The organism is Pseudomonas sp. 313 (genome assembly GCF_000316965.1).
GTDB classification, from domain to species: domain Bacteria; phylum Pseudomonadota; class Gammaproteobacteria; order Pseudomonadales; family Pseudomonadaceae; genus Chryseomonas; species Chryseomonas benzopyrenica.
Genome location: NZ_ANBZ01000032.1, coordinates 1 through 13,009, shown reverse-complemented (window position 1 = coordinate 13,009; position 13,009 = coordinate 1). Strand labels below are relative to the sequence as shown.

General features: G+C 67.9%; 13 protein-coding genes and 2 pseudogenes. 6 read left to right on the top strand and 9 right to left on the bottom strand.

Annotation, left to right across the window (positions count from 1 at the left end):
• Positions 1-15 precede the first annotated feature (15 nt).
• The gene (locus tag C722_RS0107230; RefSeq protein ID WP_017639859.1) at positions 16-1,176 is read right to left on the bottom strand and encodes a 1-acyl-sn-glycerol-3-phosphate acyltransferase; all 1,161 of its coding nucleotides are present in this window, start codon (positions 1,174-1,176) and stop codon (positions 16-18) included.
• Between the two features lie 107 nt (positions 1,177-1,283).
• Here C722_RS0107230 and C722_RS0107225 point away from each other — a divergent pair, with 107 nt between their 5' ends.
• From C722_RS0107225 to C722_RS0107215, 3 genes are read left to right on the top strand one after another with little or no spacing between them, the layout of a single operon-like run.
• A complete protein-coding gene (locus C722_RS0107225) occupies positions 1,284-1,466 on the top strand; it encodes a CPXCG motif-containing cysteine-rich protein (RefSeq protein ID WP_017639858.1) in 183 nt (60 codons plus the stop codon).
• Positions 1,466-1,726 (top strand): putative signal transducing protein, encoded by a 261-nt coding sequence (locus tag C722_RS0107220; protein WP_017639857.1) that lies wholly within the window; start codon positions 1,466-1,468, stop codon positions 1,724-1,726. Before C722_RS0107225 ends, C722_RS0107220 begins: the two co-directional genes overlap by 1 nt.
• 9 nt (positions 1,727-1,735) lie before the next feature.
• Entirely contained in the window at positions 1,736-2,353 is a 618-nt protein-coding gene (locus C722_RS0107215; protein WP_017639856.1) for an SOS response-associated peptidase, read from the top strand.
• A 4-nt stretch (positions 2,354-2,357) separates the two neighbouring features.
• On the opposite strand, the gene C722_RS26955 is transcribed toward C722_RS0107215, so the two are convergent.
• From C722_RS26955 to C722_RS26940, 4 genes and pseudogenes are all read right to left on the bottom strand, one after another.
• Positions 2,358-3,083, bottom strand: coding sequence for a methyl-accepting chemotaxis protein (locus C722_RS26955; protein WP_371099773.1), 726 nt, complete (start codon positions 3,081-3,083; stop codon positions 2,358-2,360).
• Between the two features lie 132 nt (positions 3,084-3,215).
• Positions 3,216-3,416 (bottom strand): annotated as a pseudogene (locus C722_RS26950) (HAMP domain-containing protein); the annotation flags it as partial.
• A 1,200-nt stretch (positions 3,417-4,616) separates the two neighbouring features.
• Complete coding sequence (locus C722_RS26945; RefSeq protein WP_371099772.1) at positions 4,617-5,501, bottom strand: methyl-accepting chemotaxis protein; 885 nt, start codon at positions 5,499-5,501, stop codon at positions 4,617-4,619.
• Positions 5,475-5,675: pseudogene (locus C722_RS26940) on the bottom strand (HAMP domain-containing protein); the annotation flags it as partial. The gene C722_RS26945 and the pseudogene C722_RS26940, both read right to left, overlap by 27 nt.
• Before the next feature lie 1,212 nt (positions 5,676-6,887).
• On the opposite strand from C722_RS26940, the gene C722_RS0107200 reads away from it, so the two are divergent.
• On the top strand, positions 6,888-7,709 hold the full coding sequence (locus tag C722_RS0107200; RefSeq protein WP_017639853.1) for a M48 family metallopeptidase: 822 nt from the start codon (positions 6,888-6,890) through the stop codon (positions 7,707-7,709).
• 189 nt (positions 7,710-7,898) lie between these two features.
• Here the strand turns inward: C722_RS0107200 and C722_RS0107195 are convergent, their stop codons facing one another.
• Positions 7,899-8,900 carry a class I SAM-dependent methyltransferase gene (locus tag C722_RS0107195; protein WP_017639852.1) on the bottom strand — a complete coding sequence of 334 codons (1,002 nt, stop codon included), beginning with the start codon at positions 8,898-8,900 and terminating at the stop codon, positions 7,899-7,901.
• A gap of 30 nt (positions 8,901-8,930) precedes the next feature.
• Complete coding sequence (locus C722_RS0107190; RefSeq protein WP_017639851.1) at positions 8,931-9,890, bottom strand: 2-hydroxyacid dehydrogenase; 960 nt, start codon at positions 9,888-9,890, stop codon at positions 8,931-8,933.
• Positions 9,891-9,984: 94 nt separating this feature from the next.
• Between C722_RS0107190 and C722_RS0107185 the strand changes: the two genes are divergently transcribed.
• Positions 9,985-10,572 carry an ACP phosphodiesterase gene (locus C722_RS0107185; protein ID WP_017639850.1) on the top strand — a complete coding sequence of 196 codons (588 nt, stop codon included), beginning with the start codon at positions 9,985-9,987 and terminating at the stop codon, positions 10,570-10,572.
• Here C722_RS0107185 and C722_RS0107180 read toward each other — a convergent pair.
• Together C722_RS0107180 and C722_RS0107175 are read right to left on the bottom strand one after the other, a co-directional pair.
• Positions 10,515-11,312, bottom strand: coding sequence for a 1-acyl-sn-glycerol-3-phosphate acyltransferase (locus tag C722_RS0107180; RefSeq protein ID WP_017639849.1), 798 nt, complete (start codon positions 11,310-11,312; stop codon positions 10,515-10,517). The two genes, C722_RS0107185 and C722_RS0107180, sit on opposite strands and share 58 nt — an antisense overlap.
• Positions 11,309-12,037 (bottom strand): GNAT family N-acetyltransferase, encoded by a 729-nt coding sequence (locus tag C722_RS0107175; RefSeq protein ID WP_017639848.1) that lies wholly within the window; start codon positions 12,035-12,037, stop codon positions 11,309-11,311. The genes C722_RS0107180 and C722_RS0107175 overlap by 4 nt, the downstream gene beginning before the upstream one ends.
• 225 nt (positions 12,038-12,262) lie before the next feature.
• On the opposite strand from C722_RS0107175, the gene C722_RS0107170 reads away from it, so the two are divergent.
• On the top strand, positions 12,263-12,748 hold the full coding sequence (locus C722_RS0107170) for a peptidylprolyl isomerase (RefSeq protein WP_017639847.1): 486 nt from the start codon (positions 12,263-12,265) through the stop codon (positions 12,746-12,748).
• Positions 12,749-13,009: the final 261 nt, after the last annotated feature.

Sequence of the window (13,009 nt, the reverse complement as noted above, 5' to 3'; positions counted from 1 at the left end):
GTGGGCGGCTGGCGACTATTCCAGGCCGGCCAGCACGCGGTACTTGTTCAGCACCGGCTGGGCGTACTGGCGCACCAGTTGTGCCCGGTACTCCGCCGGGCACTCGGCCAGGCGCCTTTCCCATTCGCCGCGGGCGACGGCGATCTCCTCGGCCGGAAACAGGGCGTCCACGGCGGGCACGGCCAGCTCCGCATCGCGGCCATCCCAGGCGGCATAGGCCAGGTAGCTGGCCGGGAACAGCCGGTAGTTGCCGAGGATCTGCCGGTCCATTTCCTGGGCCAGCGCCTTGGCGTCCTCGAATTCGCCGCTCACCGGCTCGCCAAAGGCCACGTGCACTCGGCCCTTGTAGCCGGTGATGCCCAGGGCGATGCTGACGTCGTCCTCGCCCGGCGCCTTGGTGTAGCTGCCGGTAGTGGCGCGGATGTGCAGTTCGCGGGCCTTGGCCTGGTCGCAGGGATCGAATTCGTAGCTGATGGACACCGGCACGATGTTCAGCGCCTTGACCAGCTCGGCGAAGGGCTCGTCCTTGCAGCTCATGTGGAACATCTTGAGGATGGCCGAATCGGTGCGGTCGTCGCCGTCCTTGGCCCGGCCCTCGGCCTGGGCGATCCAGATGGACTGGCCGTCCTGGCGGATCGAATGATTGATGTAGGCGGACAGGTTCTGGTACGCCGCCAGCTTTTCGCGGCGACCGCTGATGGAGCGGTGCACGATGAAGCTCTTGTTCAGCCGCATCAGGTCGCTGACGAAGGGCTTCTGCAGCAGGTTGTCGCCGATGGCGATGCGCGGCGTTGGCAGACCGGCGTGGTAGACGGCATAGTTGACGAAGGCCGGGTCCATCACGATGTCGCGGTGGTTGGCCAGGAACAGATAGGCGCGACCACTGCGCAACTGGTCGATGCCCGAGTAGGTGACGCCGTCCGAGGCCTTCTCGATGGCGCGATCCACATAGGGTTCGAGCTTGTCCTGCAGCGCCGCGACGCTCTGGATACCACTCAGTTCCTGGCGCAGGCGGGTGCGCAGCAGGGGGCGCACTACCCAGCCGAGTCCCTTGGACAGGCGCGGGAACCGGTAGCCGGCAAGGATGCCGATGAAGTGGTCGTCGTCGATCAGGCGGGCCAGAACCCCGGGGACTTCCGCGTCGTTATAGGGTCGAATGGCTTCGAACTCGCCCATGGTGTTCTCTTGTAGAAATTCCGGCGGCCATAGTAGTGGGCGTGGCGCCAGATGCAAGCGTCAGGGGCCGGATGGGCGGCAGGTTGGCGGTCAAGGAGTGCAGGCAGATGCTGGAAAGCCAGGAATACGATTGCCCTTATTGCGGCGAACCGGGCGAGGTGGTGCTCGACCTCAGCGGCGGTGACCAGGACTACTACGAGGACTGTGAAGTCTGCTGCCGACCGATCCGCTTCGGCCTGCACACCGATGGCGAGGACTGGAATCTCGAGGTTCGGCGGGAGGACGACTGATGCGCCGCATCTATGAGCCGGGTTCGCTGCACGAAGGCGAATTGCTCCTGGCGGTGCTGGCCAGCGAGGGCATCAGCGGCTTTCTCGCCGGGCGCCATCTGCTCGGTGGCATCGGCGATCTGCCCGCGGTGGGCTTGCTTGGCCTGCTGGTCGAGGACGAAGAGGCGCAGCGCGCGCAGGCGCTGATCGCCGCGTACAATGCCGCCACGCCCCTGCCGGGAGAGGATCCTTCTCCCGAGCAGGGCATCCTCATTTGTTGAAAGGTTTTCATGTCCGGACGCTACGCCCTGTTCCGCTGGCCCGCTGAATTCGCCGGCTTGCCGGGTTTTCCCGACAAGCATCCCCCGCGCTGGAACATCTCGCCCCACCAGCAGGTACTGCTGCAGCGGCGGACCGCCGAGGGCGAGCGGGTCGACAGCGGTCGCTGGGGGCTGACGCCGCCCTGGCTCACCGATCTGTCCCGCACCCCCACCCATGCCCGCGCCGAAAGCCTGGCCACCCAGCCGATGTTTCGCGAGCCCTTTCGCGTGCGGCGCTGTCTGCTGCCGGCCAACGGCTTCTACGAATGGCGCGGTGGCCACCGCAAGCGGCCCTACTGGATGCTCAATGGCGAACCCCTGGCCTGGTTCGCCGCGCTCTGGGAGGCCTACCCGGCCGGGGATCAGCTCTGGCTGTCGGTGGCCATGGTCACCCAGGCGGCCGGTCCGCTGCGCCGACCGATCCTGCTCGATGCAGCGGGTCGTGCCCTCTGGCAGGATCCGGACAGCACGCCCGAAGCCCTGCAGGAGCTGTTGGCCGAGGGCGGCATGCCGCTGCGCGAGCGGGTCTTGGCCAACATCGTCAACCGGCCCGAGGTGGACGGACCGGAGTGTTTGACGCCCTTGTGACCCGCTAGACCTTGAAGCGCGCCGCCAACTGGCGCTGCCGTTCGGCCAGTTCGCTCAGGTGGCTACCGGCGCGGGTGGCCTGATCAGCCTGGTCGTGTACGCCATTGGCCGCCTGGCCGATGTTGACCACGTTGCGATTGATGTCCTCGGCCACCGCGCTCTGCTCCTCGGCGGCGCTGGCGATCTGCAGATTCATTTCGGTGATCTCGCCCACGGCGGTGAGGATGACCTCCAAGGCCCGGCTGGCCGCCTGGGTCTGTTCCACCTGATTGCTGGTCTGGGCATGGCTGTTCTGCATCAGCGCCACGGTCTCCCGGGTGCCGCTCTGCAGGCGCTGGATCATGCTCTGGATCTCGCCGGTGGCGACCTGGGTCTTTTGCGCCAGGGTGCGCACCTCATCGGCCACTACGGCGAAGCCACGGCCCTGCTCGCCGGCCCGGGCCGCCTCGATGGCCGCGTTGAGCGCCAGCAGATTGGTCTGCTCGGCGATGCCGTTGATGGTGGTGAGGATGGAACCGATGTTCTCGCTGTCATCGGCCACCCGGCGTACCTGGGTCACGGCGCGCTCGATTTCCGCGGCGAGGGTGGCGCAGTCGCTGACATTCTGCCGCACCACACGTTGGCCTTCGCTCACGGCGCTATCGGCCTGGGTAGCCGCCTGGGCGGCGCGTCCGGCATTGCTGGCGACATCCTGGGCGGTGGCGGTCATCTCCTGCATGGCGGTGGCCACCTGGTCGATCTCCTGCAGCTGGCGCTGCACGCCGTCGCGGGTGCGCTGGGCGATGTTGGAGGTCTGGGTGGCGGCCGTGTTCACGTCGCTGACCGAATGTACCAGCTGACCGATGAGGTGCTGCAGCGAACCGAGGAAGGCATTGAAACCGCTGGCGATGGCACCGAGTTCGTCGCGGCGATTGACCGTCAGCCGCTGGGTCAGGTCCCCATCGCCCTTGGCGATGTCGTCGAGCATGGCCACCATCTGCCGCAGCGGGCGGGCGATGCGCAGGCTGACCAGCCAGAGCAGCAGCAGGCCGCCGCCAGCCACCAGCAGGCCCACCAGCAGCATGCCGGCCATATCAGTACGGCGTTGCTCGCCGAGGGCCTGTTGCAGGAGATGCAGATCGCTGAGCACCGCCGCGCGGGGTAGCTGCAGGATCAACGTCCAGGTGGTGGCATTGTTGCCCAGGCGCAGCGGCAGATACACCTGATAGAGGTCGTGTTGGCTATCGAAGCGGCGGGTCACCCCATCGCCGAGTTGCGCCAGGCCCTGGGCCGCGTCGCCGAGTATCTGCGCGGCCGGCTGACCGAGCGCCTTGGGATCCCGGGTATAGGCCACCAGGGTGCCGCGGTTGGCGACCAGCGCCATGCTGCCCGCGCCCTCGTAGAGACCGGCGTTGGCCTGCTTGAGCTGCTCCTGGATAAAGGCCAGGGACAGGTCGGCGCCCACCACGCCCTTGAAAGCACCCTTGACCAGAATGGGCACGTTGAAGGAGGACATCAGGATCTTCTGTCCATTCATCTCGTAGGGTGCCGGATCGACGATGCAGGGCTTGAGGCTCTGCCGCGGGCAAAGGTAGTACTCACCCTCGCGGACCCCGGTGGGCAGCACCGTCTGGCTTTCCATGGTCGGCCCCAGGGGTTCCACCTTCAGGCCACCCTCGGGTGTGCGATACCACCAGGGCATGAAGCGCCCCGTGGCGTCATAGCCGGCTTCGCTGCGTCCGGCGTACTGGGCATCCCCGCCGTCGAAGGCATTGGGCTCCCAGCCCGCATAGACATCGAGCAGTTCGGGATTGTCGAGCAGGGTCTGCTGGAGCAGGTTGTTGAGGCCTTCACGGTCGATCCGCAGGGGCCGTTCGGCGCTGCTGTCGGCCTGGGCATTGAGTTGAGCGATACCGCGGGCGACCGTGAGCGGCAGATCCAGCTTCTGCATCAAGCTGCCGGCAATCGCCTGGGCCTGGGCATCCAACCGGGCCTGGGCAGCACGCTCGGCAAGCTGGGCGGTATGGGTGTCGACCAGGCTTTGGGTGCGCATGCCGGCAAAGAGCACATAACCGACGAGCGCCATGACCACGGCCAGGATGCAGCTCCCCGAGAGCAGCGTGATGGTCGTACGGACTGAGCGGAAAGACATCGACAACACTCCAGTGCTTGGGTGGCGCGAGGTTATCGGCAGTGCACCGCGCTACCTTTAGGTTTTTAGCGGCGCATCGCTGCCGACGAACCCCCTCCCAAGGGGAGCGGCGGGGGCACGCAAATAGCCTTGCTAGACGCGGAAACGTCCCGCCAGCTGGCGTTGCTGCTCGGCCAGTTCGCGCAATTGCTGGCCGGCGCGGGAGGCGCTGTCGGCTTCGCCATGGACCGCCTGGGCGCTCTGGCCGATATTGACCACGTTGCGATTGATGTCCTCGGCCACCGCGCTCTGCTCCTCGGCGGCGCTGGCGATCTGCAGATTCATGCTGGTGATTTCGCTCACCGCCGCCAGGATGGTGTCCAGAGCGCGCCGGGTGGCCTCGGTCTGGGCGACCTGGGTGCTGGTCTGGGCGCCGCTGGCCTGCATCACCGTCACCGCCTCGCGGGTGCCCTGCTGCAGGCGCTGAATCATGCTCTGGATCTCGCCGGTGGCGACCTGGGTCTTTTGCGCCAGGTTGCGCACCTCGTCGGCCACCACGGCGAAGCCACGGCCCTGTTCGCCGGCGCGGGCCGCCTCGATGGCGGCGTTGAGCGCCAGCAGGTTGGTCTGCTCGGCGATGCCATTGATGGTGGTGAGGATGGAGCCGATGTTCTCGCTGTCCTCGGCGACCCGGCGCACCTGCTCCACCGCACGCTCGATCTCCTCGGCGAGGGCGGCGCTGCTGGCGACGTTCTGCTGCACCAGGCGCTGACCTTCGTTGACCGCGCCGTCCGCCTCGGTGGCGGCGCGTGCCGCGCGACCGGCATTGCCGGCCACGTCCTGAGCGGTAGCGGTCATCTCCTGCATGGCGGTGGCCAGCTGGTCGATCTCCTGCAGCTGGCGCTCCACGCCATCGCGGGTGCGCTGGGCGATATGGGAGGTGTGCTCGGCCGCCGTGGCCACCTCGCCCACCGAGCGGACCAGCTGGCCGATGAGGTTCTGCAGCGACGCCAGGAAGCTGTTGAAGCCGCCGGCCATGGCGCCGACCTCGTCACGGCGCTCGGTGGCGAGGCGCTGGGTCAGGTCGCCGTCGCCCTGGCCGATGGCGTCGAGCATGGCGACCATCTGCCGCAGCGGCCGGGCGATGCGCAGGCTGATCAGCCAGAGCACCAGCAGGCCGGCACCGGCGACCGCCAGGCCCACCAGCAGCATGCCGACCACATCCTGGTGGCGTTGGCTGCCCAGGGTGTCCTTGAGGCTATAGAGATCGGCCAGCACGGCTTCGCGGGGTAATTCGACGATCAGCGTCCAGACCTGGCGGTTGTCGCCAGTGAAGCGCAGCGGCAGATAGACTTGGTAGCGCTCGCTTTTGGTGTCGAAACGGCGCGTGACGCCCTCGCCCAGGTCCTTGAGGCCGGCCAGCGTCGCGCCCAGCACTGGTTCGGCCGGCTTGCCCAGTTGGCTGGCGTCGGCGGTGTAGGCGACCAGGGTGCCCCGCCCGGCGACCAGGGCCATGCGGCCCACGCCGCCATAGAGGCGGCCATTGGCCTTGACCAACTGGCGCTGGATGAAGTCCAGCGGCACGTCGGCGCCGACCACGCCCTTGAAGGCGCCACCGACCAGGATGGGCACGTTGAAGGAAGCGATCAGCACCTGCTGTTCGTTGACCGTGTCGGGCATGGGGTCGAGCACGCAGGTGGTGCGAGTTTCCCGTGGACAGAGGTAGTACTCGCCTTCGCGCACGCCCGAGGGCAGGCGGGTCTGGCTTTCCACGGTCTCGCCAATCGGCTCCACCGTGACGTCGCCGTCGAGGGTCTTGTGCCACCAGGGGGTGAAGCGGCCCTGCTCATCGTAGCCGGCCGCGGCGTCACCGCGATGGCGCTCGTCCTGGCCATCGATGGCATTGGGTTCCCAGACGGTATAGAGGCTGAGCAGGCCGGGCTGGCGCTTGAGGGTCTGGCCCAAGAGCCGGACCAGACTCTGGCGATCCAGGTCGACCTGCTGGTCGCCACCGCTGCCCATGGCCACGTTGAGCTGCGCCAGTTGATTGGCCAGTTGCAGGGGAACGTCCAGTTGGCGCTGCAGCTGGTTGCCCACGGCTTCGGCTTCCGCGGTCAGCTGGGCCTCTGCGGCAGTGGCGGCCAGGGCCTCGGTATGGGTATCGACCAGCGTGCGGGTGCGCTGACCCGCGAGCAGGGTATAGGCGATCAAGGCGATCACCACCACCAGGATGCAGGCGCCGGCCAGCAGGGTGATGGAGGTGCGGATGGATCTGGAACTCATCGGGGACTCCGGAGGGCATTCAATGCCGTGGCTATCGGCGGCGCTGACGATCCATTGAGGCCTCCGGTCGCCTGCGCACGAACGTTGCCGGGCGCGACGCCCCTCTCTATGCTGTATCCGCCTCGATACCTGGAGATTCCCATGCGCCGTATCCTTCCCCTCGCAGGCCTGTCCTTGAGCCTGCTACTGGTCGCCTGCCAGACCGTCAACACCACCTCGGGTGGCGCGGTCGGGGTGCAGCGCAAGCAGTACATGTTCAGCATGCTGTCCGAGCAGCAGGTCAACCAGATGTACGCCCAGTCCTATGCCAAGACGGTCAGCGAAGCCAAGGCCGCCGGCAAGCTGGCCAATGACAGCGCCGACGGCAAGCGCGTCGCCGCCATCGCCAAGCGCCTGATCCCGCAGACCGCGGCCTTCCGTCCGGACGCGGTGAACTGGGATTGGCAGGTCAACCTGGTGCAGAGCGACGAACTCAACGCCAACTGCGGCCCCGGCGGCAAGATCTTCGTCTACAGCGGCCTCATCGATCAGCTCAAGCTGACCGACGACGAACTGGCGGCGGTGATGGGCCACGAGATCGCCCACGCCCTGCGCGAGCACAGCCGCGAGCAGATGTCGCGGGCCTATGCCATCCAGATGGGCGAGAACCTCGGCGGCGCCCTGCTGGGCGTCGGCCAGGGCGGCATGCAGCTGGCCGACCAGGTGTCCCAGGTGGCCCTGACCCTGCCGTTCAGCCGCGGCAACGAGAACGAAGCCGACCTGATCGGCCTGGAGCTCTCGGCGCGCGCCGGCTACAACCCCAATGCCGCCATCACCCTCTGGCAGAAGATGGCCCAGGCCAGCCAGGGCAAGCAGCCGGCGGAATTCCTCAGCACCCACCCCTCCGACGCCAACCGCACCAAGGCGCTGCAGGCGGCGATTCCCAAGGTGATGCCGCTGTACGAGGCGGCGAAGAAGGGTTGAGGGTTTGGTTGGGAGAGGAGGTTTCCCTCACCCCAACCCTCTCCCAAGGGGATAGGGTGCTGGTTGGGTACTACGGGGGTAACATTGCCGCGGTTCGGCCGCGCCTGTTGGGCTTCGACGATGAAGCCGTCTCAACCCAACCTACGGATGCCGCGTAGGTTGGGTTGAGCGCAGCGAAGCCCAACAGCATTACCGTCGCCGGGCGCTGTAGACCTTGAAGCCGTCGCGTTCCGCCAGGGTACGGCAATTGCCGAAGGCGGCCTCGATCAGTGGCGGATAGCGCAGGAAGCTGTTGGCCACCAGGCGCAATTCGCCGCCGGGCTTTAGATGACGCACCGCCTCGGCCAGCAGGGTCTCGGTGGTACGGTAGTCGGTCTTCACACCGCTGTGGAAGGGCGGATTGCTGACGATGGCGGCGAGGCCCGTGGGCGCCGCGGCGATGCCGTCGCCGGCGATCACCGTTCCGGCGAGACCATTGGCCGCCAGGGTCTGGCGACTGCTGGCCACGGCGAAGGCGTCCACGTCCAGCAGATGCAGGGTGCTGGCGGGATAGCGGCGAGCCAGGGCGGCGCCGACCACGCCGGCGCCGCAACCGAAGTCCAGCACCGCGCCCTCGGGCAGGCCGTCGAGCTGGTCCAGCAAGAGCGCCGTGCCCACGTCCAGCCGGCCATGGCTGAAGACGCCCGGCAGACTGAGAATGTCCAGGTTCACCCCAGCCCGCACCAGCCGCTGGCGTTGCAGCCAGGCGTCGGGGCGCGGATCGGCTAAGGTGTGCGGTCCCTGCACCACCCACAGTTGGCAATGGCGGGCGCTGTCGAGTTTGCTGGCCTTGCCGAAGGCACCCAGCTGGCGCGCGGCGCGTTCGATACCGGCCTTCTTTTCGCCGACCAGATAGAGGCTGCCCTCGGTCGGCAGGCAGCGAGTCAGGGCGGTGAGTAGGAAGTCGGTGGCCTCGCGGGACTTGGGCAGGAACAGCACGGCGCCAGCGAAGTCGCCCGGGGGCGGTTCGATGCCTAGAAGAGAGCGTCCCGGATAGCGCCGGGCCAGTTGCTCGGCCTCGCCGGCGTGCCAACTCCAGCCACTGGCCGCGGGCAGGGCGCCAAGCAGGTCGTCAGCCGGTAGCCCCGCTAGCAGCAAGGGGCCGCCGAAGCGCTCGGGGTGACGGAGGAGGACTTCGCTGCGCGGATCCATGGGGCTACCTGGCGAAAAAAAGCGCGAACTTTAGCAGACCACCCGCTGCGGTGTGCCGGCGAAATGGCCTTGGGCGTTGTCGGCCAACTGGCCGATGATCCGCTGGCGCGCCTCACGACTGCCCCAGGCGTTGTGCGGAGTGACGATCAGTCGCGGAATGTCGCTGGCCAGCAGCGGATTGCCATCGCGCGGGGGCTCCACGCTGAGCACGTCGGTGGCGGCGCCCGCCAGGTGGCCGCGTCTCAGGCAATCGACCAGGGCCTGTTCGTCGACGATGCCGCCGCGTGCGGTGTTGACCAGGAAGGCCGTGGATTTCATCGCCGCCAGTTCCGCCGCACCGATCAGGCCGCGGGTCTGTTCGGTCAGCGGGCAGTGCATCGTCAGGGCATCCACCTGGGGCAGCAGCTCGGCCAGCGGCAGGCTGCCGGGACGCGCCGGGCGACCGGGCAACTGGCCCACCAGGGTCTGCATGCCGAAGGCTTCGGCCAGGCGCCTGACCGCGCTGCCCAGCTCGCCGAGGCCGAGCAGGCCAAGGGTCTTGCCCTCCAGCTCGACGATGGGGTGATCGAGCAGACAGAACTGGCTGGCGGTCTGCCAGCGCCCGGCGCGGATATCCGCCTGGTAATCCGGTAGCCGCGTGGCCAGGGCCAGCAGCAGGGTCAGGGTGTGCTGGGCGACCGAGGCGGTCCCATAGCCCTGGCAGTTGCAGACCCGCACGCCCTGGGCGCGGGCGGCGTCCAGGTCGATGTTGTTGGTACCAGTGGCGCTGACCAGCACCAGTTTCAATTCCGGGCAGGCGCCCAGGGTCTGGGCGTCCAGCACCACCTTGTTGACGATGGCGACCTGGGCGCCGGCCAGGCGCGCGGCGACCTCGTCCGGCGCGCTCGCCGGATGCAGCTCCAGTTCGTCGAACACCGCGCGCAAGGGCGCCGGGTCCAGATCGCCCAGGTCGAGAGAGGCATAGTCGAGGAACACGGCGCGAGCGGGCATGACGACTCCAGCGGAGAAGGGAAGGAGGCCCGAGCCTAGCAGCCGCGGGTCGTCCAGGAAAACCGCCCGGTTGTGGCTGGAGTATGCTGGGGGGATGAATTATCTCGCTCATCTGCACCTGGGCGGCCCCAGCCGCGAAGACCGTCTCGGCAGCCTCTATGGCGATTTCGTCAAGGGCTCGGCGGACGCCTGGCCGGCCGGGATCGCCGCCGGCATCCGTCTGCATCGGCGCATCGACGTCTATACCGACGACCACCCCCTGGTGATCCGGGCCAAGACGCGGCTGCCCGCAGCGCGGCGGCGAGTGGCCGGGCTGCTGGTGGATGTCTTCTTCGATCACTGCCTGGCACGCCTCTGGCACGACTACGCCGAGCAGCCACTGCCGGTCTTCGTCGCGGACTGCTACCAGACCCTGCTGGACGAACCGGAACTGCCGCCGCGGCTGGCCCGCATCGCACCCCTGATGGCACGCCAGGACTGGCTGGGCAGCTACACGGACTTCGCCGTGCTGGAGCGAGTGGTGGAGGGCATGGCGCGACGGCTGTCGCGCCCGGAACTGCTGGCCGGCGCCTTCGCCGAGCTGGACGCCGCCTATGACGGCCTGCTGCAAGACTTTCGCGACTTCTATCCGCAGCTGCAGGCCTTTGCCGCCGCCGAACGGGCCGCGCGCGGTTCCAGCTGAATCCCGAGGCGGGCAGCGATGGCGGCCTGGCATTCACCCGCCAGCACCTGGCGCGGCCGGCCCTGGGGCAGGATGGGCGGCAGCAGTTCGATCCTCAGGGTGGTGCCGCCGTTGTCCAGCAGGCGCAGCAGATGGCTGACCAGATCGTCGTCACCGATAAAGGCGGCATCCCGGTCGCGCTCGCCCTGCCGCCAGTAGCTCAGCGCCACGGGTTGCAGCGGGGTATCGGTGGCGATGGCCGGACTCAGCAGCCGGCCGTGAAAGGTGCGCAGCCCGCTGCCGTCGGTGGTGGTGCCCTCGGGAAAGAGCGCCAGCGACAAGCCCTGGGTCAGGCGCGTGGTCAGGGCCTCGCCCAAGGCATCGCCGCGCTCGGCCCCGCGGCGGATGAACAGGGTGCCGGCCTGGCGCGTCAGCCAGCCGGCGAAGGGCCACTCCGCCACCTCGGCCTTGGACAGGAAGCCCAGCGGCCGCAAGCTGCCCAGAGCGACGATATCCAGCCAGGACACGTGATTGGCCAGCCAGAGATGGGTGCCGCGCGGTACCTCGCCGCTGACCTCCAGCCGCAATCGCAGCGCCCGAGTCAGCACCTGGAAAAAACGCTGCGTCAGCCGTTGCCGCAGCACCGGGCAGGGCCGGCGACTCGGCACCACCGCCAACGTCACCGTCAGGGCGAACAGTGCCCCGAGCAGCAGCGCGGCCAGCACTGGCAGCAGTCGCCAGACGCGACGCAGTCGCCTCATACCGCGGCCTTGAAGTGGCGGGCATAGCGCGGGCAGAGGTCTTCGCGCTTGAGCAGGATGAAGACGTCGGCCACGCCGAATTCCGGATCCCAGCAGGGCGCGCCGCAGACCTGGGCACCTAGGCGTAGATAGGCCTTGAGCAGGGGTGGCAGCTGCACCACCAGGTTGTCCGGCACGGCGACGAAGGGCAGCGGCCGCCGCGGCGTGGCGCGGATCGCTGGGATGCGTTCGTCCCGCGCCGCCTGGCGCAGCAGGGCGGCCGCCTGCAGGCCGCCGTCGGCCATGGGCACGCTGGCGCAGCCCATGAGGTAGTGGTAGTCGCCGCAGGCCATGATCTCGGCCAGTTCCGCCCACAACAGGGCGATGGCCGCGCCGGTGCGATGCCCGGGCGCCACGCAGGTGCGGCCGATTTCCAGCAGCGGGCCCTGCAGCGTGTCCAGACCCTCCAGCTGGAATTCGCTCTCGCTGTAGAGACTGCCCAGCCGCTCGCGCCGACGGCCGTCGAGCAGCCGGGTGGTAGCGATCAGCTCGCCGCTGCGCAGGTCGCGCACGCCCAGGTGCAGGCAGTGGGCGTCGTAGGGGTCCTGGTCGAGGTTATCGGCGAAATGCACGCCGTAGGTACTGCCGAAGACCGCGGCTCGCAGGCGCTGGGCGGCGCGGATATCTGCAGCGGTCGACAGGCGTTCGGCGCGCAGCGCGGGCGGTGCGGACACTGGAATCGGCATGGCAGGGCTCCGGCAGTGGGTATGCAGCAAACCCTAGGTAGCCGGGATGACAGCCCCGTGAAGCGGCCGTGGCGATTGCGTGACGGGCGGTCGCGCACCGTTGCAGGGGCGCCCTCCAGATGCCTCCGGGCGCCAGGGGACTGACCGAACGCATTCGCAATTGCTAAGTTGGACGCGTAGACTGATGCGTCATCCTAAATTTTTCCCAGCATGAAGGTTCTGGCCATGCAGATCGCGGCGAACACGGCAGTATCCATCGACTACACCCTGACCAACGACGCCGGCGAAGTCATCGACAGCTCCGCTGGTGGTGCTCCGCTGGTGTACCTGCAAGGCGCAGGCAACATCATTCCGGGTCTGGAGCGTGCTCTGTCCGGCAAGCAGGCCGGTGACGAGCTGAAAGTGGCCATCGAGCCGGAAGACGCCTATGGCGAATACACGCCCGAACTGGTTGCCACCCTGGGCAAGGAAATGTTCGAAGGCGTGGACGAGCTGGAAGTGGGCATGCAGTTCCACGCGTCCGGCCCGGACGGCGCCATGCAGATCGTCACCGTGCGTGACATCGACGGCGACCAGGTCACCGTCGACGGCAACCATCCCCTGGCCGGCCAGCGCCTGAACTTCGATGTGAAGGTGGTCAATGTGCGTGCCGCCAGCGATGAAGAAATCGCCCATGGTCATATCCATGGCGAAGGCGGTCACCAGCACTAAGCCTGGCGACAGCTTTACACGACGCCCGTGTCCGGCCTTGCCGGCGCGGGCGTCGTCGTTTGTGGAGTCCGTGCGGGGAGCGCCCTCACCCCAACCCTCTCCCAGGGGGAGAGGGGGCTTGTTTGGCGGTGTGGGCGGAGCGCGCCGTAGGTTGGGTTGAGGCGGCTCCATCGCCGAAGCCCAACAGCCAGAAACCATGGTATCCGGCGTGATGGTCCGGAGTTGTTGGGCTTCGCTGCGCTCAACCCAACCTACGCGGAA

Excerpts from the sequence above, each read along its gene's own strand:
- C722_RS0107230 (WP_017639859.1), bottom strand. The coding sequence starts at position 1,176 with ATGGGCGAGTTCGAAGCCATTCGACCCTATAACGACGCGGAAGTCCCC.
- C722_RS0107225 (WP_017639858.1), top strand. The coding sequence starts at position 1,284 with ATGCTGGAAAGCCAGGAATACGATTGCCCTTATTGCGGCGAACCGGGC.
- C722_RS0107220 (WP_017639857.1), top strand. The coding sequence starts at position 1,466 with ATGCGCCGCATCTATGAGCCGGGTTCGCTGCACGAAGGCGAATTGCTC.
- C722_RS0107215 (WP_017639856.1), top strand. The coding sequence starts at position 1,736 with ATGTCCGGACGCTACGCCCTGTTCCGCTGGCCCGCTGAATTCGCCGGC.
- C722_RS26945 (WP_371099772.1), bottom strand. The coding sequence starts at position 5,501 with ATGGCCGGCGGCTTCAACAGCTTCCTGGCGTCGCTGCAGAACCTCATC.
- C722_RS0107200 (WP_017639853.1), top strand. The coding sequence starts at position 6,888 with ATGCGCCGTATCCTTCCCCTCGCAGGCCTGTCCTTGAGCCTGCTACTG.
- C722_RS0107195 (WP_017639852.1), bottom strand. The coding sequence starts at position 8,900 with ATGGATCCGCGCAGCGAAGTCCTCCTCCGTCACCCCGAGCGCTTCGGC.
- C722_RS0107190 (WP_017639851.1), bottom strand. The coding sequence starts at position 9,890 with ATGCCCGCTCGCGCCGTGTTCCTCGACTATGCCTCTCTCGACCTGGGC.
- C722_RS0107185 (WP_017639850.1), top strand. The coding sequence starts at position 9,985 with ATGAATTATCTCGCTCATCTGCACCTGGGCGGCCCCAGCCGCGAAGAC.
- C722_RS0107180 (WP_017639849.1), bottom strand. The coding sequence starts at position 11,312 with ATGAGGCGACTGCGTCGCGTCTGGCGACTGCTGCCAGTGCTGGCCGCG.
- C722_RS0107175 (WP_017639848.1), bottom strand. The coding sequence starts at position 12,037 with ATGCCGATTCCAGTGTCCGCACCGCCCGCGCTGCGCGCCGAACGCCTG.
- C722_RS0107170 (WP_017639847.1), top strand. The coding sequence starts at position 12,263 with ATGCAGATCGCGGCGAACACGGCAGTATCCATCGACTACACCCTGACC.